Raw genomic sequence first — 21,852 nt, 5'->3', positions numbered from 1 at the left:
ACCCCAAGAAAAACAACTATGAAAATGACTGAACAGGATATGAAGACGCTTGCCGGGAAATACAGCCGTTTCATCCGGTGGAGCGATGAAGATAATTGCTATATCGGTTCCCTGCCTGATTTTGAAAAGGACTGCACCCACGGGGAAACCCTGGAAGAAGTCAACCGCAACCTTCAGGAAGTGGCGGAAATGTATATTGAACGTTGTCTGGAAAAAGGAATGGAACTGCCCCAGCCCCGGGCTATAGCTATTTCTCCGTCACCTTTCCGCGAAACAGGCAATGAAAAAAGCATTGCGCGGTTAAGGAAAAGCCAGGGAATGAGCCAGAAAGATTTTGCCGCCGTGCTGGGAGTCAGCCCTTCCACGCTGGTCAAATGGGAACACGGCTTGCGGCGCCCCTGCGGCCCTTCCGCAAAATTGCTTGACCTTATTGAAAAGCATCCTGAATTGATCAATTCCTGACGTTATTTTGCCCAGGCAACAAAAAAAACGCCCCTCAAATAGGGCGCGTGGATAGAAACAAATAACCCTACGCAAGCTCCTGCGCCACGCTGAACGCATCGTCGCAGCGGTTCAGCCAGCCCTTCCCGAACACGGAAAACTGCTTACACGAGCGGTAAAACGCCTGACGCTTCTCCTGTAACCCAACCAAAAACACCGCTTCACCCGTAGCGGCCAGCTGGTCCTGCAACTCCTGCCGGGTCCTGGGGCCAACAATCCCGTCCACTGTGAGACCGGCGCCGTGGATATTCAGTGCGCGCTGCAAAATCTTCCCGGTATTCCTGCTCCCGGAATTGAAATAATGGTCACGCAGGATGAATTCAACGCCAGGAAAAACGTCGGAACCCAGCCAGGAGCGCACGGCGGCGGTATTATCCAGGACATACTGGAGACAACCTTCCCAGGCCTCTTCACGTCTTCCGGCATCCAGCAGGGCCTTCAATCTGTTAAACACGGCCGGTTCAATACCGTCGCAAATGCCGCAAATCTCCCACTTGCTGCCCTTGTCGGCGGCGGGAAGGCGGGAAACGCGCAGGGAATCCGGCCCGGTAACGCGGCTGTCTTCAAACCGGAGGATAGCCGCGGCCATCTTTCTTTCTGTAGGATTCATATTGTAAACTATTGGCTATTAGATAAAGGGAACTTGTAAGAAAAACTTTACAGTTGGAATTAATCTCGCTGTTTAAGCTGTTGCTGGTGGTAATTCTCCAAATGCTGGAGACGGGTATCCATCGTCCGCAGGATCTCCGCCGTATGGGCCGCGTTGGTAGCCTGTTCCTTCACCACCTCGCGGAAATCCAGGTAGATGAACACGGCTATCACAAAACCGCCGAAAGTGACGATCTCACGCGTATAATCGCGGATCACTCCCAGATATTCCTTGAGGGGTTTGCACATGGCCTTATTTCTTGGAAGGTACGATCTGAACAACGGGCGGAACGTCCGTAACAGGCTGGGCCTGGGAATAGGAGATATGCCCCTGCTCAATGACGAGGCAGGATCCGTCCTTGCACACCTCGGCGCGGTTCGGGGTGACGTCCACGGAGTGCCCGCACCCGTTAACGGTGATGTAACCGGCTACGGCCGCCGCGCCGATGATGGCGGCAATCACGTACTTAACCCAATTCCCCCAGCGGGCGGATGCCGCCTGTAGGGCCTTTTCAATGTCTTGTTTATTGATGTTCATGGTTTATTGTTTAGTGAAATGCTTAAAAAACGCCACGGCGGCGGGATCCGTGAGGACAAAAACCGGGTAATCGCGGGAAGTGAACACCCTCCGGCCGCCCTGCGGGTTGACGGCCTCAACGGTCAAATCCACGGTTTCCACCGTTCGCACAGGATCATCCTCTTCCGGCGCATAAAACTCTTTCAGTCTCGCCCACACCTGAACGGCTTCCACGGCTCCGACAATCCAACCAACGCGGCCACTACCGCCTGCATTGCCGGGGCATGGTCGGCTGGTATCTCGTCCTGATTAAAGCGGGCCGGAGGTCTATAACCGCCCTTGTCCTGATAGATGGGCGTCAGGGTGAATTCTCTCCATTCGCCTGGCTTGGGGAATTGAAGTTGTATTTCTGCATTCATGATTCTAAGGGGGTATTTACATCCACAAAATCCGCTGTTTCCTCGGATTCAATGGCATTGACGGCCATTGCTTCCAATGCAGCGTACATTGGATTGCGCAACCCATTGGCATAAAGGTAGCGGCTGCCTGCTCCCGTGCGAACCGAGGAAGTCCAGGAATTGGGATTTTCCACATCCGCCACCAACGTGCTGAACCCCATTCCGTCTTCGAATCCTGAAACGCCTCTGAGGGCGGCTATTTTGAACAAAGTGTTTGTCTGCCCTCCCCCCAGCTCAATATAAAGCGACGCTTTCCCCTCGTATGACGACATGCTTGAAAGCCCCTCCTGCATGAAAATGAGCCTGTTGAGGCAGGCGGGAAATGGGTGGTTTTGAGTTGCGGGAATAAAACTTTCCGTAGTTTTCACCTGCCATGAATCACCGGAAGAGACGTAATAAATCTCCCGCACTCTAAGCACGTAACCTCCCCGGACAGCATCACGGACCGCTGTGGTTGTGATGTCGATAATCTCTCCGTAATTGACGGCCAGATTATTGCCCGGAATCATGGAAAATGAATCCATCGTCAGGCCGCCTCTTACCGTTTTTGATCCGCGGCCTAATCCAAAGGTAAATTTGGACGCTGTTGAACCGGACAGCGGTCTCGAAAATCCCGCGAAAGAACTGTAATTATGCTGGCCCTGCGGCCCTTCAAAGGTAAACGTGGTCGTACTGTGTGCAGGAGATCCGGAGGCTACCGACGTTGAACTGGTTGCATAAAGTCCGGCATATTGAACAGAAGTAGTGCCGGCCCCCACTACGGGCATGGAGCTGGTTTTGAGGTACAGAGGCTGAATCAACGCCTGTACGGCTCCTGCCAGACCCATAGCATAAAAAAAGTTGACCGCTGACGTATCCGTTACTGCCCCCACGGCCAGCGGCATATTGATGCCGCCATTGGCGTTAATAGCCCCCGCCGCCGTCAGACCTCCGGCCAGCGTCATGTTGCCTGCATCATCTACTTGAGGTATGGCCTCAAGGGCCTGCTGGGCCGCCGTCGCGGAGTTAGCCGACTCCGTGGCGGATGTCGCAGCTCTTTCTGCTGATTTTTCCGCTTCTTTTTTGGCATTCTGAGCGTCGTTCCTGGCATTTGAGGCTTCTTGAGCAGCGGATTCAGCCCGTTCAGCAGCATCCACGGAAGGATCAATAATTTTCACCTCTCCTTCCGCGGCGTCAGGAATCATGATTTTCACGTCTCCAATTGTAACCACATCTTCACTGCCCGGCGGCGTAACACGGGAAGCGGCATGGATTTCCCCTTTAATCAAGGGGCGCTCCGCCCCATCAGGAGAGGTCATGAAAAGGTCATAAGCATGCGTTCCGGCCTTGAGAGGGCTCCACGACAAAAGAGCCGTATTGACGTCTACAGGCTCGCATTTGATGGCGGCGGCGCCAGGGCCGCGGACAGCACAGCGGAACTCATGGCCGGAAATATCTTTTGCGGCGCCGGAGCTGTCCACAAAACGAAGCGTCACCGATTGGGCAATGCCGCTGGTAGTGGCCATGTCAAACGGGGCTGCCTGACTCAGAATCATCATATACTAGTGCGCGCCCATTGCGCTTAAATCATCCGGTGAATCATGGCAAAAATCACCGCCATGCAGGAACAGTCCCACATGTGGGAGTTATTGCCGGACGCAAGCCATTTGAGAGAAACCCTCCCCGTGCGCTTGTCTATGGACTCCTGTTTGCTTTCAGCCTGCATCTGCTTGATGTACTCGGCAGAAACATCATGGGGAACCTTGAAATGCCCCGATTTAATCCGCGCGGCAAGAACGTCCTTCGCCCGCTGGGAAGAAAAATTGAAATGAAGGCATTGTATCCCCTCCACCATGTGCCGCTCAAGAGGCGCATAAATCAATTTAACCCCTCGGCCCCTGATTTTGTGCACATATTCTTCCTTGACCGTCCCATTCATGGAAAACCAGTGATGAAGCCCGCATATCTTCCGCACAGCATCCGTATCAAAAGCGCAGTCCAAAGCAACGCAATGATCAGGCACGTTAAACTCCGCCTGTTTACGTTCAATATCCTCCAACGTTTCAAGACGCCCCTCTGAAAGTAAATGGAAAGCCCCTCCGGCATCCACGCCGTAAACAGTATGCCAAAAATGCCCTTTCTGGGCATCTACCGTTAAGAAGCGCGCCCGTTCGTTTTCCACAGCGTACTCCTCCATGCTTTCCGCCGTGAGCGGGATGTTCAACACGTCGTCTTTCTCTCCCAAATCCACAATATTTTGAGCAAGCCGCTTCTGGATAAACTTTTTCAGCGGTTCTACATCCCCGTTCCTCTTCTTTTTATTGGCCAGTATCCATTCCACGGCCAAATCCGCCCTGATACCCAGTAACAGGCCAAAGCATTAAAATTGTAGCTCACGATCTCCGGCAAGGCACTCGTATTGCCGGAAAACACGTACTTGCCGCCGCCGGCCAGATGGCGTCGGTTGTGTACAGTATCCTCTATTTCGTACAAACACCGGGGACAAACCATTTTGACGGATTCCTTAAAACGTTCCCAATCAATATTTTCTTCTTTGCTGTAAATGACATCCCGCCAGTCATAGGCATTCCACTCCTGGCAGCCGGGGCATTGCCAATGGTAATGGTGGATGCGGCCCTTTTCGTACTCGTCCACCCAGTCCGTCCCCTTGTCCCCTCCCTGGGAAACCATCAGGATTTTACGGTTGAACCGGTCATGGTGGCGGGCCAGGAACTCCCGGACCATTCCCTTTTCCCACGCCCACATTTCATCACCAATCAAATACCGGCAGGACTTCGACTGCAACTGCCCCTTGGTAGCGGAGACCATCCACAAGTTCATGTGCGGAAAAAGGATCTCCGTTTTCCTGGCCGCATGCCTTTTCTTCGGCAGCAAGTTTTTTAAAGCCTTATTATCCCGGAATGTGGGAAAAAGCCTCGTTTCCGCGAAATCAGAGGTTTCCTGTTCATTCTGGAAAGCGACTAAGGTATTCCCCGCATCATTGGCAATGAGGTAATTAAGCAAGCCGACGAACAATGTCGACTTTCCGGAACCGGTGGGAGCCATCAGGTTAATGTGCCTGACCGTGCCGTCATTCAGGAATTTGTCAATGGGTTCCAGCAGAAACGGGCTCAACGTAAAATCAATATGGGTAGACCGCGCCGATTGCTGGTCTATCACGTTTTCACGTATCCATGCTATCGGCTCCACGTCCATTCCCGCGGATACGTTATCCGCGAAAAGATTCAGAAATCCGACAGCCTTTTCAACGTCTCTCATTGTTCCGCCCGGCTGATTATCTTGATCTGGGCCCTGGATTCTTCCGCAATGTAATACAGGGCGGCCTTGATTTCCTCCCGCAGCACGGGAACCATTTCCGCAGCCGTCAATCCTTCCAGCTTCCCCGGCAGTTTATTTTCAAATGCCTGGAGAACGCCTTTGGTAATACTGGCCAGATGTACGACAAGCTCATTCACATCTTCCATGTCCACCAGCCGGGCCTTATCCTTTTCAAGCTTCACGCGGGCCTGTTCAGCCTGCAAATTCTTGTAGGTAATTTCCGCAGCAAGTTTCCTTTTTCTCAGTTCCGCTACCCCTTCCTCCGGAGCGTTTTTCCCAATTTCTGGAGAAGCAGGTTCAGCAATTGGATTTTCCTTCCTCCTGGCTTCAATCAGCTCCCGGATTTGCGCATGCGTCAGACCACGCTTCACGTGGTACGTGATCGTGCTTTTATTGACGCCCAATTGCCGGGCAAGTTCCGCCTGTGAAATCCCTGCCATTATCCCCTTCTTTACATATTATTGTATCATTATATATTGATATGTAAATACACCGAGCATGGAACCGCAACAGTCATACTACACAGCACATACGGATTTTGAGTATCCGGAAGAAGGGCAGGAGCAGGAAAACGAATTCCGGGAACGCGCCCTTGAAATGATCCGGATCATGTCCCTGGCCCTGTATCACGTCATTAACAGCCGCACTCCCAATGTCACCGCATTCGGCGTGGCATACGCTCTGGGGTTGACGTCCGTGCTCGGAAATGAACGCATGGCCCAGAGGGCGCGGAAACTGGGCGTGCATAAAGCGGCCATTTCCCGCGCTGCTTCCAAATTCCTTGCAGAGAGCGGACTCCCGCCCTCCCTGATGATGCAGCAGACGGAACATGCAGCCATGAAGCGCCGCCCTGTCAAAAAGCTGGAGACACCGCGGAAAAAGACGCCGGAACAAATCATGAAAACATACGGCACGGGAAAGAAATGTTTTGAGGAAAACCAGATGATTCTGGATCTGTTCAAAGCCTGAATCCTTCCGGTTCACCCGGGTGAAGGATTTCCCACATGATACGGGCGCAAGCTTCCCGGAGGGTACAGCCTGATTGCTGGATGATCGGCTCATAAAAATCCTGCTGTCCGCAGTGAACGGCAGACACGCGGCGGGCCAGTTTCGCCAGCTTTGATAACTGGCCAGAATCACATGTTCTGATGCCGATCAGGTACTTGCCTCCCTGGAACTCAATGACATCAACCCCCTTGCGGCCGTACAGGTACAGGGCCAGCCTGGAAACGGTCACGTCCTCCGGATAATCCTGATTGCGTGTCGGGAATTCACGCGTTACCAGGACATCAAGAGCATCACTGATGAATTTCCGCGTTACCCAATAACATACTCCGGACCAGGCGAATGGAACGGCACACTGATATCCCCCTGCCAGTTTCCTGCGCTCAAACAGTGATTTCCGTATTTCTTCAAGGGACATCAGCAGTGTATCAGCGTCTATTTTGATGATGGGCTCCCGGCCCGGGATATCACGCATGCAGGACAACATACCGCGGATACATTCGAGGCCATTCAAGTTCCTGTTGCGTTCAAAATAGGTCTTTTTGTAAATGATGTCCCTTCCCTTGGGGATGTCTTTTCTTGCGAGAGAAGCTTTTCCGTCGTCAAACAGGTAAATCGTACAATCAGGATCAACGCGGCGGATTTGACCAACGCACAATTCAAGGCATTTATAATCTTCTCTATAACAGAATATTGCGTAATTCATTTTTATTAATTTATTGGTGAATAAATTTTGGAGGTCACAATCCATTCCCCCTGCTGGATATAGATTTTCCCGCTTTCGTCCCGGCTCAGGCGTATTGCGTGGTCGCTGTCGCAAGCCAACACCGTCCATGAATCGCTTATAAGATTATCAGAGCCATCCGGCTCCGTGTCTGCGTACAGCTCCACAGCCAATTTATTATTCCGCAGAAACAGGCCTGCCTTCACACCGTTGACGGCATCAGACCAACCAGATTCATAATCCAGCACAACGTATTCTCCATTTTTCCGCAGGGGTGCGCGAAAGCTCAATTCTTCCGCGTCGCCTCCAGGAGTGACCGCAAGAGACAATACTCCCCTGGTGGCCCTGGACAGTTTGATTTTCCACCCTCCCCATAAATCATTCTCCGTATCATCAATTGTCAAATCCACCTCGCCTTTCAATCCCTCCTGCGACACACTCAGGTCAACGGGGATTCTTCCCTCTTGCCCCGTTGAAGAAGAAACCGTGGAATCAATCCTGACCTGCAGGATTTCCGTCTGGATGTTATGGCCATCCGCCCCTTTTTCCGTTTTCCATTCAAGGCCGTCTCCCGGCTGCACCTGCTGAAAACTCCGTGAATCTTTAATTCTCACGCCAAGCCTGACCGGCCCATCTTCTGCCCCGCCCTCTCCTTTCCCCTTTTTCTGCACCAGCCATACCTTCAAATTGCTGTCGGCACCCAAATCTTCTTCTTCACTGGAAGATTCAATATTCAGAGTCAATTCCTTTTCGTTCTCTTCTTCCTTGAGTTCCAGAGCGCACAAAGGATCCGTCTTGAGCTTGAATTCCTCAAATTCCCATTTGATTGCATCCCAGTTGATACAGGTAATTCCTTTGTGCCTGTAGATAATGGATTGGTCGCGTTCCTCAAACTCGCCAACAATAATGTAGGCCTCACCCTCTTCTGCCTCCGGCGGTTCTTTCCCTTTTTCCAGGATTGCAACATATGCCTCCCATGTGTCCGGATCATAGGTCACATGGACCCACACCTGATCGCCTGATTGGAAGGTTTCTTCATATTCGCTGATTTCCATGCATTCCGTTTTCAGCGATATTTTTTTTCCTGTTCCTCTTTGTATGCGGACAACAGCACTCCCCCGGAGATCTTGCCGGAAAGGCTACCTTCCTCATCATCCGTGATTTCCACCAAATCAAAGGCCAGGGGGCGGGAACCGCGCTGATAAGGGGAAATGAAAACGTTCTGTCCGCCGCCACCGCGCAAGGCTGTTTTGCCATGCGCGGCCGCATTGACGGCATTTGTAAGAGCATTGGCCCAATCCGCCTTAATTGGGTCGCCCTTGGTGATATTATCCATTTTTGTACAGGTCCGCAGACCAGCCTCCGGGGTTGGATTGGGTGTATTCTTCCGTAATTTCGTATTCCCGATTGCCTACTTTGTGGACGGAATACCGGGTAAAGAGGTAATCAAGCTTATACCCTTGCACATTCGTTGCGCCTCCAAACTCGCCGCCCTGGACAATCTTACCCACGCGTTCCACCTTGGACGGTTCCACACGGCGCGCCGTGTAGGTTTTCGTGATGACCGTATTGTTCTGTGATATTTTTGGGACCTACATACTTGACTAACCAAACTATTTTATAATATTTTCATTATATCCTAATTATTTGAAGGTGAACAATATAGAAAAAAGGAAGATCAACTTACGATCTTCCTTTTTTCTATCAAACCCTCCGTCTCTTTAGGAGAATACAAACAATTCCTAATAGACTCATGGTAGAAGTCGATGGTTCGGGAACAACGTCATATCCTATTAATTTGAACCATCCCTTTCCCGATTCCCCTTCTTCATAAGTTAATTTATATGATCCGTCAGAGTTGAACATATCAATATCTGAAAGATTATAATTCGTCAAATCGCCCGAAAATAGTTGGAATTCATCACCGGAAGAGATCATACTCAAAATTTTCGTCTCATCAAGATCAAGCCTTATTTGACTACTCTTATCCATGAAAACAGAACCAGCGGATATGTAGTAGAACTTATCTCCATTCCCGAAGTTAAATGTTAAAAATGAATTTTCATTTAGTGATAGAGAAAACAAATTAGAATTTTTAGTTATGTTCCAACTTGATTTTGTTAAATTTATGTTAATTGAACCATCATTTTCTTGAGAAGTGTAACCATCGAAAGAAGTACCATTCTGAATATTAACAGTTAAGTCAGATGAAGCGGATATTCTCTGATTTTTAGATTTAGACAAATCCACGTTACTAAGGCTAACTTCTAGATTTCCTGCACCTGAAATCAGTGTGTTGTTATTAACTGAAGAAATAGATGAATTTGTAAGAGATATAGTACTACTATCTCCAACCAAGACCCCACTGGTACTGGATTTTTTATTTTCAATATGTGTATTATAAAGAGTTACTTTTGAATCTCCGCTTGCGGATATAGAAGCCCTATTATCTCCTGTTGTTGATATTCTGATAATTCCATTGCCTTTATTTGATATTGTAGCGTTTCTACTCGCGTGGATCGCCGTATCTGAGGCATTATAAATTTCTACATTATCAAGGAGAAGGTTTGAATTATTCCAGAGACGAATACCTGTTCCCCCATCTGAGTAATTATAAATTTTCGTATTGTAGATAGTAGATGTTTCGGTCATGTCACTCAGTTCGATCGCTGAACTGTAAACACCATAAACGCCTCCCTTTGATACGGTAACTGAGGACCAACCATAATTCGCTCCTAAATTGAGAAATTTTCCTCCTTTTGAGTAAATCGCCGCATCCCCAAAAGAATTAGATCTACAAACTGTAGAAATTACAATATTAGTTCCGGTATAGGAAGATCCTGAAGAAATCAATAAAGCGCATGAAACATTTGAGGAGGTATTATGATGTTTTTCGTCATCTTCTATAATATCTCCATCAATCGTGACGTAGGCAGTTTTTGCCGCTAAACAATAGGGGATGGTGTATGAAACCAATAGGCTTAGGGAAATGAATAAGGCCTTTACTGATGATAATGTCTTCATAGTTCTTATCTAGGTTTGTTCCCATTTTAGGAACATTGAAGACCTATTACCGAATATCGAATGACTTGTAAACACTTTTGTACCTAAATTTGGTACAATCTCATTCTCTGTTATTGTTCCAAAATGAGGAACAGAAATAGTAATGAAGAGAAAAATCTTCGTAAAATATTAAAAGAAAAACGTTTAGAGTTGAATATGACTCAACGGGACTTGGGAGAACTCCTGAATACTCCTCATACCTTTGTCAACAAATATGAAGTAGGAGAACGGTACCTTACATTCACGGAGGTCATCAACATTTGTAAAAATCTACAGATAGATGTTCATAGCCTTCTGGATGATGTGATGGAGAAGTCTTCCAAAGAATAGTATCAAGGAAAGTAGAGTTCAATTTCTTCAACCTACCAATTCACAATACATCATTCTCTTACCAATCATCTTAGTAATCGTGTCTCCTATAAAATCCAATATCTCAACTTTAAAGGTATTATGCCTATAGGCAAATTCATGGATATACCTCTTCAAATGCTTAGGAGACATATAGTGGTAAACGCCATAGTAACCTCTTTTTAGTAGAGACCAGAAGCTTTCAATGGAATTGGTATGAACCTCTCCATCGACATACTGTTTCCCCTTATGGTTGACAAACTCATGGACAAATCCGACAAGTCCCTTGTAAGACTTGAACTCATCCGTAAACACATTGGAATTCCTCTCAACATGTTTTCCAATGAATCCTTGTAAATTGTAAGCGGAAGTATCGTCGATATGTTTGACGATCACCTTTCCATTCCTCTGTTTGGCCCCGATCACAATCAATTTACCGACCGAGCCTCTTCCCTTGTTCAGCTTCTTGGAAAAGTGTTTGTTGGATTCCTTACCTCCGATAAAGGTTTCATCTACTTCTACAATACCGTCCAACTTCTCCTTTTTATCCTTCATCCAAACTTCCCTAATCCTGTGACAGAGGAACCAGGCAGTCTTCTGAGTGATTCCAAGTTCTTTTGAAATCTGGATGGAGGAAATGCCTTTTCTGGAAGTCGCCAACAGATACATACACATCAACCATTTGTGAAGAGGCAATTTGGATTCCTCTAAAATTGTACCGAATCTGACGCTGAAGAACTTTCTACAATCTTTACAGCGATAAGGCATCGGTTTTTGGTCCTTACATTCGGTGATATGATTGGAACCACAATGAGGACAACGGACATGACCATTCCATCTTTTTAACTCAAAATATTTCCGAGCAGATTCCTCATTAGGAAATTTGGAGAAGAACTCATATAAGGAAGTATATTTGAACTTAGTTTTTCCCATATCTTTGTTGTGATAGGGAAATTTTGTCGTGTTTTGACTGGTTCGTACGCGTTTATTTTCAGCGTATTGAGAATTATTTTGTATTACAATTTTCTTACCCATATTGGGCGAGTAGAAAATTGTTCTCAGAATTTAAAGGTATAAAAATTAACGGAGCTTTATTTAATAGTCATTAGGATAAACGTACACTTAGGCATGTGTCTGGACTATATGGAGAATGAGTAAAAATGGCTTGACTTTTGCTTTCTTCTTTTTCATCATATGGTATGCGTTTAAACGGCAATCAAATTTTTAATTTTACCGAACTAACAAGTATTATTGTTACCCTATCGAAGGAAATACAAAAACAATCTATTGAATCTAGTAAAATAGTTCAAAATGATAATATTGATTATTCAAAATTCATTCAAAATTATTTGATGAATGACCCAAACCCTTCTTTATCAGAAGAACAATGTGATGAACTATTACGTCGTTTAAATTTACTTCATGATTTATTTATAAATCAATATATTCACCATCCAACCTTGACTTTTGGATGGCGCTCCGTAGTCGTTTTAATGTCTTTTTGCCTAAGCGATACTTTCGAGAAAAGCACCATAATAGAAGAAAATACATCTTTGATGGAAGAAGTCTGCAACACAAAAGATCCATTTTTTGAAAGATTGTGTAAACAATTCGGTATAACCAAAGGCAATTTTTACCAAGAACCATAAAACTACTTATCTTCAGTTCACTAAATTACAATATATAATTTTTTACCAATCTTATGATAAAAATAAAATTGGCTGTTTTAGGGCACTTGCCGTATCTAATTGATATTTCAAAAATAATAAAATGGAAATCTTGTTTATTTAAAATTGAAAGAGAAGTAGGAAAATATCCAATTACAACCGATTCAGATGGTCCAGATTGGAGTTATAGTGATTCTAATCTTGTAAGTATTATTCCTCAAAGAAATAGTGAGGATATTTTGATTGTAATTACAAATGTTCCTCTAGAAGGTAATTATTTCGCAAGAAGATTTTCTGATAATAGAGTATGTTTGACCTATCATGAAATGGTAGATATATTGACAATATATAATATTTCACTAGAAAATCTTATTCTAAGGGTTTTATATTCTATATCTATATTGTATAAAAGATATAGAAATCGTATTCCTACACGTCATGAACCAACGAATTTTGCTCATGATGAAACAAGAGGATGTCTATATGACATGTGTGGTATTAAAACAGATATAATTCATTCTCTTAATAAACCGCAGTTATGTGATGATTGTGTTCATGATATAACTCATAATGAAAATCCAAGGATCGATAGAAGTATTATTGATAAAGTTCAAATTGAGTTAAAGAAAATACATAAAGAAAGATATTATCAAATCTTGGATTTTGTAAAAAGAAGACCTGTTTTCACTCTTATTTTATCAACAATTATAACAATTGTTCTTGGTGCTGTCGGATCAGTTTTAGCGGCAATATTATTAGAATATTGGAAGTGATCTGTTGGATGGTTAGTCAAGTATGTAGATCCCATATTTTTTTATACCCGAGCGTGATATACGGTGTGATGGGCGTAACGGGCAATTGAATATGTCCCGGCGTTTCGTCTTTTTCGCATTTCAGCCGGTACTGTCCATTGCTGCACATGACAAGGCCGCCGGACAAATAAACGGCCAGAATCAGCATATCCCCCTCCGGATATTTGCTGCTTCCGTCCGGATTCCGCAGCTTGTAATAGCTCAGCAAGGGTTCAAGAGTCATATTTGAACGGTCGCTGATCTTGACTTTGTATTTCTCGCTCGCCTCACCTCCGCCTTCCGGATCATCCGAGGATGGGTTGCCCTCCTCATCCTCTTTGACACCTTCGGATGGATAGGAGTACGTTACGGTGACCTTGTAAGCCGTCGGAGAATGCAGGGAGATTTTATAACCCGTCGCCACCATGCCGGGAGCATTGGGATTGGTTGACGCGGCCGCCCATTTGGGACGCCGGAACCCGGCAATGGGAACAATTTCCGATTGCGAGACGGTACGGTTCACTCTGTATGTCCCGTAGGCCTGGTGGCTACCGGCATCCGGCGTAATGTCCGTGTTAATCCGTAAATCGTTTGTCCAGATCATGAGCCAATAATCAAAATTCCTTCTTCCAAAATCTGGGAGAAGGATTGCGTGGTTTCCATGTTCCGCCCATAGGTATTCTTGTCTTCCCCCATCTTTACAAAATTGCCGCCTCCCGCAGAAATCAATGATTGAAGGGCGGCATCAGGCCCCTTTCCTTCCGTGGTCGTGATGGAATAGGAGCAGGATCTTGTGTAATAGTCAGTGATTCCCTTATTAATGATCTTGTTGAACAAGTCAGAAAGTTCCTGGGAGTATTTAACACCCCCCAGGCCGAAATCATACGGATCTTTCCTTTTCAGCCTGGAATCAATCTTCAATGATTCAATATCCACGCGGCCCGACATAATTGCTTCATAAGCTTTCTTCAGATCCGGATTATCCTGAAACATGGATTTGAAATTCGGATGGTCAAAGATGCTCTTGCTCGCCACGCCGGCCGTAAATTCCCAGGTGGTTTTCGTGTCTTTGGGGTCAAAGTCCCATGTGTCCGGATCTCCGGGTTCCGGATCGTCAGGATCTTCATCCTCCTGCGGAGCGTCTTTTTTAAAGGTACAGGATGTTTTCCACAAATCCGCCATCCGTGAATGCTGGTAACCGGACAGGGTCAAATCCGTGAAGCCCGGAACATGACAATGCAGAGAGTAAGAAGGCGTGAATTTCTCCCCGGGGAGCGCCACGTAAGAAACGCTTGCCGACCAGGAGCCATCATCAGACATGGATGCTTCAAAGTCTCCCTGCCATCCGTACCCGCCTGTGTGTTTAATATCCTTGTTCATGTCAGCTAAAGAGGGCAACACCGCCTTTCTCGGCCTTTTCCGCAATCGTCCTGAGGTATCCGTTGGAAGTCTGCACTTCCTTTGTGAGGGAGTCCACGGCAGCGGAAAGGCCGGCATCCCCCTTCCCCACCAGGTTAAAGAGGGAACCGAAACCAGACCTCACACGGGATACGCTTGAAAGCGTCTGCTGTACTGCGTCAAACCGTGTTTTAAACGCATCGGATATTTCCTGCGCCCGCGCCCTGGAATCCTCTTTTTCCTTTTTCTCCCTTTCCCTTTTGTCCTCAATCTTGTATGTCAGAGAAACCTTCTGTTCCGCCAGCCCCAGGGCGTCATGCTCATTCATGCCGCTTTTCACGAGGGATTGCATTTCCTTCCGCACATCCCGCTGCTTTTCCAGTTCGCGACGTTTTTTCTTTTCGCCGTCAAGTTCGGCCTGCATGATGGCAATTTCTTCCTGCGCATCCTGTCTCACATCATTAACGGCTCTGTTCTTTTTATTTAATTGAGCGTTAATTTCCCGGATGGAGTCAGCAACAGATAACAGCTTTTCGTATCTCGTGGCTGTATTAAAATCTAAAGCTCCTGCTTGGAATTCTTTTTCAAGTAATTTCAATTCCTCTTCCAAATCATCCAAGGAAATATGTTGAACAGCGGCTAATTCGTCTTCAAGCTGTTTCTTTAGACCATCGACTGATAAATCATCCTGTTTCTTTTTAGGCTTTTGCTTATTTGCTTTATCTCTTGTTTCATTAAGCTTCTCCATTGCATCGTTCAAATCAGCGGCAGCCCTCGCTTCCTTCTGATTGTTTTCTACGATCTCTTTAATTGATTGCTTCTCATTCTCCCTCCACAAAACTCCTTCTTCTATTTCCTCAAGAAGTTCTTGACGGGCGGCAATCATCCTGTCAATAGCCTCAATTTCCGCCTTTGCTTCTGCACTGTTTACGCCATCGTTTGCAATATAATTCTGACGGATGCCGCGCTGTTTAATAAGATCATCCCATTCTTTACCTAGCCGCTCCTGAACAAGCTCAATTTCATCATTGCTTTTGGCCTTGGATATTTCTTCCCTGATTTTATCAGATGAACCGTAATCAATCAGATTTTTCCTTTGGTCATACGACCCCTCTTGATATGGATTTTCCCACTTCCCATTCACAAAAATCCCTGTAAGACCAGCAAAACCAGCCTGAACTCTAGATAACATGATCTCAAAAAGAGATAAATTCTCTTGATTCATGGCGTAAAAATGAAAACCAACCTCGGAGGCCTCTTCTATTCGAGCTGTCAGGTACTGAAAAAGCCCGGCCGTTTTTGAGACATTATCACTCACCAGATCCCCCATAGCATTTTCAAAAGTCGCCTTGAGCGTTTCCCATGAACCGATGGTCGTATTAGACAATGCGGAATTCTTCCCGGAAAATTCCGCGTAACGCATTTTCTTCATGGCGTTCACGTACTGGTCAGCGGAAATTTCCCGCTTCTTGGCGAGCTCAACAACCTGTCTTTCCGCCACGCCCACTTCTTCCGCCAAAGCCTTGATAATGGGAATGCCCTGATTCTGCAGCTGGTTAATGGCCCGTGAGTCGGCAAATCCGTTTGCCATCACCTTCGCCCATGAATTGGAAAGCTGCTCTGCGGAAATCTTTCCGGACGCGGCAATATCTGCAAAAACTTCCGACCAGCTCATGATAGCCGTATTATTTGTCCGGAAATGCATGGCCAGGTTTTGCGCGGCTTTCCCTAAATCGTCCAGGCTAACAACGCCATTTGCCGCCAGATGATCAAGCTGGGACTGCAAATCCCTGGCCGACTCAATATTTTTTGTATAGGAAGATAACTGTACCGCCATGTATTCATCATCCATCGCGTCCTTGATTCCTGTTTTGACAGCGCTCCATGCCGCCCCAAATCCTGCCGCGGCAGCGCCGGCAGCCGTAATTGCAGGCAATAACTTCTTGAAAGACGCCCCCAATCCCTCTACGTCAGTCTTACCGCCCTTAGCAACACGCATATTTGCCGCCTGCCCCGAGGTCTCGCGGATCTTTTCCTTAATGTTCTCCAGTTCTTTGAGCAATTCCAAAGAATCTCCGGAGAATTTAAATTTTACGGCACTCATTCTTCAACATCAACAGGCTTGTTAAACAGAGCGTCCAAACGCTCCAAATCAGCATGATCCACCTTCCGGGCATGGGTGTAATAACAGCTTACGCCATTTGCAACACACTCGCTCATCAGGAACTGCAGGATCATGCTGTAGGGAATATCATATTTAATGTAATTTAAGGGATAACCCGTTTTCGACGCAATCGCCCAAACCACCTGGATAAAATAGTCCGGCCTGTCCCCTCCCGTTTTTTTTTGGAGTCCTCAACAGTAAAAGCGGCTTCATCAACCTGCTGCGCCTGCATCCCTACCAGGGAGGAAATACGCTGCATTTCATCAGGGCTTAATTCATATTTGAATCTTCGGACGGCTTCCTTAAACGCTTCAAGGCTCATGGACTCAAGCGTTTCAATATCCTCCGTATGAATATAAATATATTCCACAATGCAGCCCAGATTCATGCTCCCGTCCATGAATCCACAGTTAAACCGCTGCATCAGCTCCATGCTCCCAATAGACAGGGGACGGAGCTTCAAGGCTTTTTCCTCATCTTTCATCATATTCCAACACTCAAGAGTTCAAACGCCCCATGATTTCCATTTTATCCTCTTCCGGACAATTCTCCGGAATTAAGGCGACCTTCTCCCCATCCCTGGAACGGATGCAGGCTATTTTCCGGAATCGGGAAAGGCCGGACAGAATGCCGCGGCGGCAATCAAAGGCCGCCTTGACCAGCGCAAACGGATCTTCCGGATTGTTCTTCACGAAATCAGGATCCTTCCACTTCCTGATCATTTCCCGCGTCTCCAGGGTGTCCGTAAAATAAAAAACCTTCCGTTCTCCCCGGTCTGTAATGATTATCTCCGCCCGCTTGGCAATAGGGGCTGTAGCAGCGAGCAAAGCGCTGGCGAGATTAACATCTTCAATATTGATTATATTATTCATGTTCTGTCTATTATATTATTTTTTGTTTGAGGCGAGGGGAGGCGTGAAGCTCACCCCCTTAAATTTGTCATTCGGAAGCAATATCCGGATTCAGAGCAACGATATTAGGGCCATAAGTAGCTTTAACCGTGAAACTCCTATAATTCTGCGTCTCCATCTTCACATCCACGCTCTTGCAGATGGCCTTAGTCACCTTTGCCGGAATTTCTTCACCGGAATTCTTGATGCAGAGATTCAAGACATCAGCATGCACATCAACAATATCGCCAATGTGGGGCACTTCCGTGCCAGTCTTTCTCATATAGGCTTCCCAAGTAATTTCACAGCGGGAATCATAAAGCGTGTTTCCCTCCATCAATCCCTTGTCCCCAGTAAGTTCTACATCACCTTTGGCCGACCATGAATAACTAACGGAAGAAATGATAGCTCCGAATTCCTGTTCACCGGAATAATTGAGTCCGAAAATACCTTCCCCGTGCTGGATAAAATCAAATGCTTTTGCCATACAAATGGCCGCGCGTTGCGCTTCCGCCCCCCAAAAAACAGGAGAATGAACCTCCTCCACAAAAAAGCCCCGCTCATATTTCATGAACGGGGATGATTCAAATAAAATCGAAGCGTAGAGAGAAAACCGGATTACTCGCCGGATTCCGGCTGGAAGCGGGCCGCCTCCGATTCTTCAGTAATTTTGGCCGGTTCGATACGGAGGAGCTTTTTCATGGCGCGGCCTGAGTTACTCTCCGTCATCGGGAAAAAACTGACGTCATTTCCCAAATTGTAGGAAGCCAGTCCATAAATGCTGTCAGCCGGAATAAAATCTTCCGGCGTACACAGCAGTTTTTCTACCTCCTTTGAAGTCGCAAGAACATAACTCAGATTACAACTCGAATACAGTTCTGTTTTAGGAGAGCCGCCCACAGGGAGATTATTCGCCGCCCCTCTCCACTGAACCAGGGCTTCTACAGGAATGTCTCCCCGGAGGGACTGAATGACGCGGGCGTAGAATATCGTCTCCTGGGTAGTTTCCACCGTCTTATAAATGACAACCGCTAGGACAATGTCGTTCTGGCGCAACTGCCGGGCCGTCCCACGGAGGAAGTTATCATGCTCATTGTCAATGTCCGTCTGCGTGGCAACACGAGGAGAAGTGACGGGTTGAATAGGGATGTCGAGCATGGCTCGCAGGTTATTATAATAGTAAGGATAGGCAATAAGAAAGTTGAAACTGTATGATACTTCTGGAATATCGTCCTGTGCATGGACTATATCCCACTCTTCCTCCCGTTGCTTTTTCCAAGGGTTAATGATGTAAGACAGTCTACCTTCTTTAGACAGGCATTGTTCAAGCATTTGCTGCGAAATAGAACCTTCTAAGTAACTTATCCATTTTATCTTAGTCCCTACAGGAAAACCATCGTCCACTGACCTAACAACCGTGGCGTATGTAGTCAGAGCGCCCTTGCTTGATTTTGACGTAGGAGGCTCCCATTCAGCCTTGTATTCACAGACCATAATGACAGGATTATCAGGCCCCAAGTAGGAAGCAAGAACATCCATATTACCTTGCTGGCAGGCTCTGATTTGCTCTTCACTCATCAGGGGGGCATCAGGACTGTCGGCCATGGCGCTATCCATGCCTATGAGGAACAGAATCGTCAGGATAAAGATCAGTCTGCTATTCTTCCTTACGTGCATTACATCAATATGCGTATCGTTCCTTAAAAAAACAAGGCGGATGTGTGAGCATCCGCCTTGTGAAATAAACGAGATTATCACGGAAGGTTATTCTTCCAGGGTTTCCCGATATAGAAGCCAGAGAGCCTGGTGATTATAGCTTCCAATAGCCAAATTGTTCCCTGGACCAATACCTGTATGGCTTGTGTCTCCAAAGAAGAGGATGTCACCTTCCTGCGGGGTGGAGTAGGCATCCTCCCAGTCATCGGTGTAATCTGCTGCCCCATATTTATCCTTGAAATACTTGGTCATAACGGCAGCACTCAAAACAACATGCTTACGCAAATTTGATGTGTCCCCTCCTTCTATGTAGTCCGGATTCAGAGCTCCAAGATTACCGGGAGGATCCATCAACGTAATATTGGTAGCGGCCAATTTTCCGCCTTCATCCCTCACTGCCGCCAGAGAAGTACCGGAACGGCCGAGAGCGATACTTACACGTAAGGCACAACTGTTGTAATACTGCCGGGCATCCATCGGAATATTATCAGCGATTTCCTTGAGATGAGCCTTGTTAAGGCCACCTCCTATATATGCCCATACACCATCCGTACTCTTGCCGCCTTCCCCATAACCTACCGGTTTGTAGTTATTCAGCAGTTCTTGAGCTTCTTCCTTTGTCATCAAGTTCTTAGGCGCATCAATTTCCCAAAGTTCCAAATCTGCCCCATTCATTTGAGGGACGAATTCCTCTGCATTGGGATAAGGGGCGATTGCCTCTGGGACTTTCAAATTTTCGTGGTGGAGCTTGACGTAGTGGAAGCCTTTTTTGAGGTTCTTCTTACCCTCGGCTTTCTTTGACGCATTGCTGCCCTTGAGTTCCACGACTTTCTCTCCATTGATTTCCAGGTAACCGGTGTCATCTATCTGAATAACAAAGGAACATTCCCTAGTGGTCTCGACGCGGATATAGCCTTCCCAATCGTGGGAACCTGTTTCTTCTGTCTTATGCCAGGCAATCTTTGGAGCTGCTTTTTTCGTCACCTTGTAACGACGATTATTCTCGGCGTCGAGCGGGTGGAATGGTATTGTTGATATAGCCATAATGTTATGTTTTCTAATCGTTTATTGTTGAATGAACTGAATATTCAGTTCATCAAAACTTTGAAAGATTTCTCGCTCCCCATCAACACGTTTAACGCGTAGTTCAACCCACATTCAGAACGTGAGCAAAAAGACTAAAACGGCACGATAACCAAGCCGGAAATAAAGGATATGAAGGAGTACAAGAAACACAACCATTGATTATCAAAATAGTACAAAACTATCTTTCAATATAACGCAATGTCCAAGTAGTTACCCAGTCATCATCATCCAGGGCAGCGGAATAATCCGTAATATTGAAAAAATCACACTGTTCACCACAATCCAGCCGGAATAACGTCTCCACAAGGGATCGTTCCATTTCCGAATCAGACCGGTTATTGATCAGAATCATGGAAAGCGTATATTCCCTGGCGGGCAAAGGCGCCCAAGGCTGAGTATACCCGGCCATGCCTATGACGACGCAGGGCTTCCGTTCTATGTCGCTGTTATTCCCGGCTTTGTAGACAGTAAACCCGGAATTCCTCAAATGACTGATGACACGATCCATAATCATACCCTGTTTCTCCTTTGCCACTCATGGTGCAATTTCAAGTTCGTGGCCTGCAATGCCTTGGTTTGGACAAACGGTACAAGCGCCTTAAGCATAGCCTCCGAGGCATAAGACAGATTATTTTCTATTTCGACACTTCCATCAGGCAACTTCTTGATTGTCCCGTTTTTCCCATGCCGCGCAATCCATTGAGGCGCACGAGCAGCCCATCCATAAGAAGTATTAATCAGCCACCCTGATTTTGCCTTCCCGATATGCTTGAATACCTTATTCTTATAGTTCTCCGTACTCTTTCTATTGAGCACGACATTCCCAGTAAAGGAGGACACACAACCATTCTTCCGGGCAGAAGTATGAAATTCCGGGCTGTAACTCTGATAAAAGCGCACAACCTGCCCAAAAACATCCGTCGCCACTTCGGCAGCCTTTTGAGGATCTGCCTTTAAAGAAAGCATGCCGACAACCTGTCTTGCCTTTTTATGTCTCTTTCCTTTAGTTGGTTGATAAACGATCCAACACCGCGCCCGGCGCGGGAAACGTCCCGGCTGACAGACCCTTCCCCGGATTTTCTTCCGGAAACCTTTGATTTGCGATTTTTTCCCAGCGGAAGAGTGGCGTTAAAGCACATCCCGCTAGCGGTATTGTAGGCAAGCAACGTAGTATATAAATTTCCGAAACGCTCAATATTCGTTTTCGCCTTTTTCAAGGCACTATCCATTCCTTTCACATCTATCCGGACTTCCATGCTACTCATATAAATCGGCTGATAAAGTTAATACCTTGTAAACACAATTACTTATGACGGTGGTAATCTTGAATTTCATCCCTTCGCACCCCACACGCCCCCCAATCTGAAAAGCGTCCCCTGTCTGGATGTGAATGATGCGGTCACGCTGGTTGCAATACCCTCCTTCCTGGCGTTCAATGGTTATGTCCCGGGAATTCATGTACCCCCGGTACGTCTGGCCATTGTAGACAATTTCTGTCTGTGGCAATACCCGGTTAATACTCCGGTGAGCAACGTTGGCAGCCTCTGTGAATCTCATA

Annotated in this window: 32 protein-coding genes; 5 read left to right on the top strand and 27 right to left on the bottom strand. The window is 46.6% G+C overall.

Going from position 1 to position 21,852, the window contains the following annotated elements:
• The first annotated feature begins 18 nt into the window (after window positions 1–18).
• The gene (locus O4G22_RS06900) at window positions 19–462 is read left to right on the top strand and encodes a helix-turn-helix domain-containing protein (RefSeq protein WP_306701358.1); all 444 of its coding nucleotides are present in this window, start codon (window positions 19–21) and stop codon (window positions 460–462) included.
• 67 nt (window positions 463–529) lie between these two features.
• Here the strand turns inward: O4G22_RS06900 and O4G22_RS06895 are convergent, their stop codons facing one another.
• The 8 genes from O4G22_RS06895 to O4G22_RS06860 form a co-directional block, all read right to left on the bottom strand.
• Complete coding sequence (locus O4G22_RS06895) at window positions 530–1,111, bottom strand: putative peptidoglycan-binding domain-containing protein (protein ID WP_306701357.1); 582 nt, start codon at window positions 1,109–1,111, stop codon at window positions 530–532.
• A 59-nt stretch (window positions 1,112–1,170) separates the two neighbouring features.
• The gene (locus tag O4G22_RS06890; protein ID WP_022196875.1) at window positions 1,171–1,398 is read right to left on the bottom strand and encodes a hypothetical protein; all 228 of its coding nucleotides are present in this window, start codon (window positions 1,396–1,398) and stop codon (window positions 1,171–1,173) included.
• Window positions 1,399–1,402: 4 nt separating this feature from the next.
• A complete protein-coding gene (locus O4G22_RS06885; protein WP_306701356.1) occupies window positions 1,403–1,687 on the bottom strand; it encodes a hypothetical protein in 285 nt (94 codons plus the stop codon).
• 3 nt (window positions 1,688–1,690) lie between these two features.
• Window positions 1,691–1,900, bottom strand: coding sequence for a hypothetical protein (locus tag O4G22_RS06880; protein WP_306701355.1), 210 nt, complete (start codon window positions 1,898–1,900; stop codon window positions 1,691–1,693).
• 181 nt (window positions 1,901–2,081) lie between these two features.
• A complete protein-coding gene (locus tag O4G22_RS06875) occupies window positions 2,082–3,662 on the bottom strand; it encodes a hypothetical protein (RefSeq protein WP_306701354.1) in 1,581 nt (526 codons plus the stop codon).
• 23 nt (window positions 3,663–3,685) lie between these two features.
• Window positions 3,686–4,444, bottom strand: coding sequence for a terminase gpA endonuclease subunit (locus tag O4G22_RS06870; RefSeq protein ID WP_306701352.1), 759 nt, complete (start codon window positions 4,442–4,444; stop codon window positions 3,686–3,688).
• Window positions 4,399–5,382, bottom strand: coding sequence for a phage terminase large subunit family protein (locus tag O4G22_RS06865; protein WP_306701351.1), 984 nt, complete (start codon window positions 5,380–5,382; stop codon window positions 4,399–4,401). Before O4G22_RS06865 ends, O4G22_RS06870 begins: the two co-directional genes overlap by 46 nt.
• Window positions 5,379–5,882, bottom strand: a complete 504-nt coding sequence (locus O4G22_RS06860; RefSeq protein ID WP_306701350.1) for a winged helix-turn-helix transcriptional regulator — start codon at window positions 5,880–5,882, stop codon at window positions 5,379–5,381. Before O4G22_RS06860 ends, O4G22_RS06865 begins: the two co-directional genes overlap by 4 nt.
• Before the next feature lie 58 nt (window positions 5,883–5,940).
• On the opposite strand from O4G22_RS06860, the gene O4G22_RS06855 reads away from it, so the two are divergent.
• Window positions 5,941–6,411: a hypothetical protein gene (locus O4G22_RS06855; RefSeq protein WP_306701348.1), complete on the top strand. Its 471-nt coding sequence runs from the start codon at window positions 5,941–5,943 to the stop codon at window positions 6,409–6,411.
• Here the strand turns inward: O4G22_RS06855 and O4G22_RS06850 are convergent.
• From O4G22_RS06850 to O4G22_RS06830, 5 genes are all read right to left on the bottom strand, one after another.
• Window positions 6,401–6,922, bottom strand: coding sequence for a hypothetical protein (locus O4G22_RS06850; RefSeq protein ID WP_306701347.1), 522 nt, complete (start codon window positions 6,920–6,922; stop codon window positions 6,401–6,403). The genes O4G22_RS06855 and O4G22_RS06850 overlap by 11 nt on opposite strands.
• Window positions 6,923–7,158: 236 nt before the next feature.
• Window positions 7,159–8,226 carry a hypothetical protein gene (locus O4G22_RS06845; protein WP_306701346.1) on the bottom strand — a complete coding sequence of 356 codons (1,068 nt, stop codon included), beginning with the start codon at window positions 8,224–8,226 and terminating at the stop codon, window positions 7,159–7,161.
• Between the two features lie 11 nt (window positions 8,227–8,237).
• Window positions 8,238–8,507 carry a hypothetical protein gene (locus O4G22_RS06840; RefSeq protein WP_306701345.1) on the bottom strand — a complete coding sequence of 90 codons (270 nt, stop codon included), beginning with the start codon at window positions 8,505–8,507 and terminating at the stop codon, window positions 8,238–8,240.
• On the bottom strand, window positions 8,500–8,706 hold the full coding sequence (locus tag O4G22_RS06835) for a hypothetical protein (protein ID WP_306701344.1): 207 nt from the start codon (window positions 8,704–8,706) through the stop codon (window positions 8,500–8,502). The genes O4G22_RS06840 and O4G22_RS06835 overlap by 8 nt, the downstream gene beginning before the upstream one ends.
• Window positions 8,707–8,875: 169 nt before the next feature.
• Window positions 8,876–10,195: a PEP-CTERM sorting domain-containing protein gene (locus tag O4G22_RS06830; RefSeq protein ID WP_306701343.1), complete on the bottom strand. Its 1,320-nt coding sequence runs from the start codon at window positions 10,193–10,195 to the stop codon at window positions 8,876–8,878.
• 123 nt (window positions 10,196–10,318) lie between these two features.
• Here O4G22_RS06830 and O4G22_RS06825 point away from each other — a divergent pair, with 123 nt between their 5' ends.
• The gene (locus O4G22_RS06825) at window positions 10,319–10,564 is read left to right on the top strand and encodes a helix-turn-helix domain-containing protein (RefSeq protein WP_128154504.1); all 246 of its coding nucleotides are present in this window, start codon (window positions 10,319–10,321) and stop codon (window positions 10,562–10,564) included.
• A 27-nt stretch (window positions 10,565–10,591) separates the two neighbouring features.
• On the opposite strand, the gene O4G22_RS06820 is transcribed toward O4G22_RS06825, so the two are convergent.
• On the bottom strand, window positions 10,592–11,515 hold the full coding sequence (locus O4G22_RS06820) for an IS1595 family transposase (protein WP_306702429.1): 924 nt from the start codon (window positions 11,513–11,515) through the stop codon (window positions 10,592–10,594).
• Window positions 11,516–11,754: 239 nt separating this feature from the next.
• Here O4G22_RS06820 and O4G22_RS06815 point away from each other — a divergent pair, with 239 nt between their 5' ends.
• Together O4G22_RS06815 and O4G22_RS06810 are read left to right on the top strand one after the other, a co-directional pair.
• Window positions 11,755–12,231 (top strand): hypothetical protein, encoded by a 477-nt coding sequence (locus O4G22_RS06815; protein ID WP_155844508.1) that lies wholly within the window; start codon window positions 11,755–11,757, stop codon window positions 12,229–12,231.
• Window positions 12,232–12,284: 53 nt separating this feature from the next.
• A complete protein-coding gene (locus tag O4G22_RS06810; RefSeq protein WP_306701342.1) occupies window positions 12,285–13,022 on the top strand; it encodes a hypothetical protein in 738 nt (245 codons plus the stop codon).
• Between the two features lie 16 nt (window positions 13,023–13,038).
• Here the strand turns inward: O4G22_RS06810 and O4G22_RS06805 are convergent, their stop codons facing one another.
• The 13 genes from O4G22_RS06805 to O4G22_RS06745 form a co-directional block, all read right to left on the bottom strand.
• Window positions 13,039–13,644, bottom strand: a complete 606-nt coding sequence (locus O4G22_RS06805; protein ID WP_306701341.1) for a hypothetical protein — start codon at window positions 13,642–13,644, stop codon at window positions 13,039–13,041.
• Window positions 13,641–14,420 (bottom strand): hypothetical protein, encoded by a 780-nt coding sequence (locus O4G22_RS06800; protein WP_306701339.1) that lies wholly within the window; start codon window positions 14,418–14,420, stop codon window positions 13,641–13,643. Before O4G22_RS06800 ends, O4G22_RS06805 begins: the two co-directional genes overlap by 4 nt.
• Window position 14,421: 1 nt before the next feature.
• Window positions 14,422–16,542, bottom strand: a complete 2,121-nt coding sequence (locus O4G22_RS06795) for a tape measure protein (protein WP_306701338.1) — start codon at window positions 16,540–16,542, stop codon at window positions 14,422–14,424.
• Window positions 16,539–16,676, bottom strand: a complete 138-nt coding sequence (locus O4G22_RS06790; protein WP_012420386.1) for a hypothetical protein — start codon at window positions 16,674–16,676, stop codon at window positions 16,539–16,541. The genes O4G22_RS06795 and O4G22_RS06790 overlap by 4 nt, the downstream gene beginning before the upstream one ends.
• Before the next feature lie 29 nt (window positions 16,677–16,705).
• Window positions 16,706–17,089 (bottom strand): hypothetical protein, encoded by a 384-nt coding sequence (locus O4G22_RS06785; protein WP_306701337.1) that lies wholly within the window; start codon window positions 17,087–17,089, stop codon window positions 16,706–16,708.
• A 10-nt stretch (window positions 17,090–17,099) separates the two neighbouring features.
• Window positions 17,100–17,474 carry a hypothetical protein gene (locus O4G22_RS06780; protein WP_306701336.1) on the bottom strand — a complete coding sequence of 125 codons (375 nt, stop codon included), beginning with the start codon at window positions 17,472–17,474 and terminating at the stop codon, window positions 17,100–17,102.
• Between the two features lie 67 nt (window positions 17,475–17,541).
• The gene (locus O4G22_RS06775; protein ID WP_306701335.1) at window positions 17,542–18,063 is read right to left on the bottom strand and encodes a hypothetical protein; all 522 of its coding nucleotides are present in this window, start codon (window positions 18,061–18,063) and stop codon (window positions 17,542–17,544) included.
• 47 nt (window positions 18,064–18,110) lie between these two features.
• Window positions 18,111–19,097, bottom strand: coding sequence for a hypothetical protein (locus tag O4G22_RS06770; protein WP_306701334.1), 987 nt, complete (start codon window positions 19,095–19,097; stop codon window positions 18,111–18,113).
• A gap of 159 nt (window positions 19,098–19,256) precedes the next feature.
• Window positions 19,257–20,252, bottom strand: a complete 996-nt coding sequence (locus tag O4G22_RS06765) for a hypothetical protein (RefSeq protein WP_094135466.1) — start codon at window positions 20,250–20,252, stop codon at window positions 19,257–19,259.
• 220 nt (window positions 20,253–20,472) lie between these two features.
• On the bottom strand, window positions 20,473–20,808 hold the full coding sequence (locus O4G22_RS06760; RefSeq protein ID WP_306701333.1) for a hypothetical protein: 336 nt from the start codon (window positions 20,806–20,808) through the stop codon (window positions 20,473–20,475).
• The gene (locus tag O4G22_RS06755; RefSeq protein ID WP_306701332.1) at window positions 20,805–21,260 is read right to left on the bottom strand and encodes a hypothetical protein; all 456 of its coding nucleotides are present in this window, start codon (window positions 21,258–21,260) and stop codon (window positions 20,805–20,807) included. The genes O4G22_RS06760 and O4G22_RS06755 overlap by 4 nt, the downstream gene beginning before the upstream one ends.
• Entirely contained in the window at window positions 21,248–21,559 is a 312-nt protein-coding gene (locus O4G22_RS06750) for a hypothetical protein (RefSeq protein WP_306701331.1), read from the bottom strand. The genes O4G22_RS06755 and O4G22_RS06750 overlap by 13 nt, the downstream gene beginning before the upstream one ends.
• Entirely contained in the window at window positions 21,552–21,800 is a 249-nt protein-coding gene (locus O4G22_RS06745; RefSeq protein ID WP_306701330.1) for a hypothetical protein, read from the bottom strand. Before O4G22_RS06745 ends, O4G22_RS06750 begins: the two co-directional genes overlap by 8 nt.
• Window positions 21,801–21,852 lie beyond the last annotated feature (52 nt).

Origin of the sequence: Akkermansia muciniphila, from assembly GCF_030848305.1 — a bacterium.
Lineage (GTDB): Bacteria > Verrucomicrobiota > Verrucomicrobiia > Verrucomicrobiales > Akkermansiaceae > Akkermansia > Akkermansia muciniphila_A.
The sequence above is the reverse complement of the archived record's forward strand: the minus strand, read 5'-3'. Positions and strand labels throughout refer to the sequence as shown.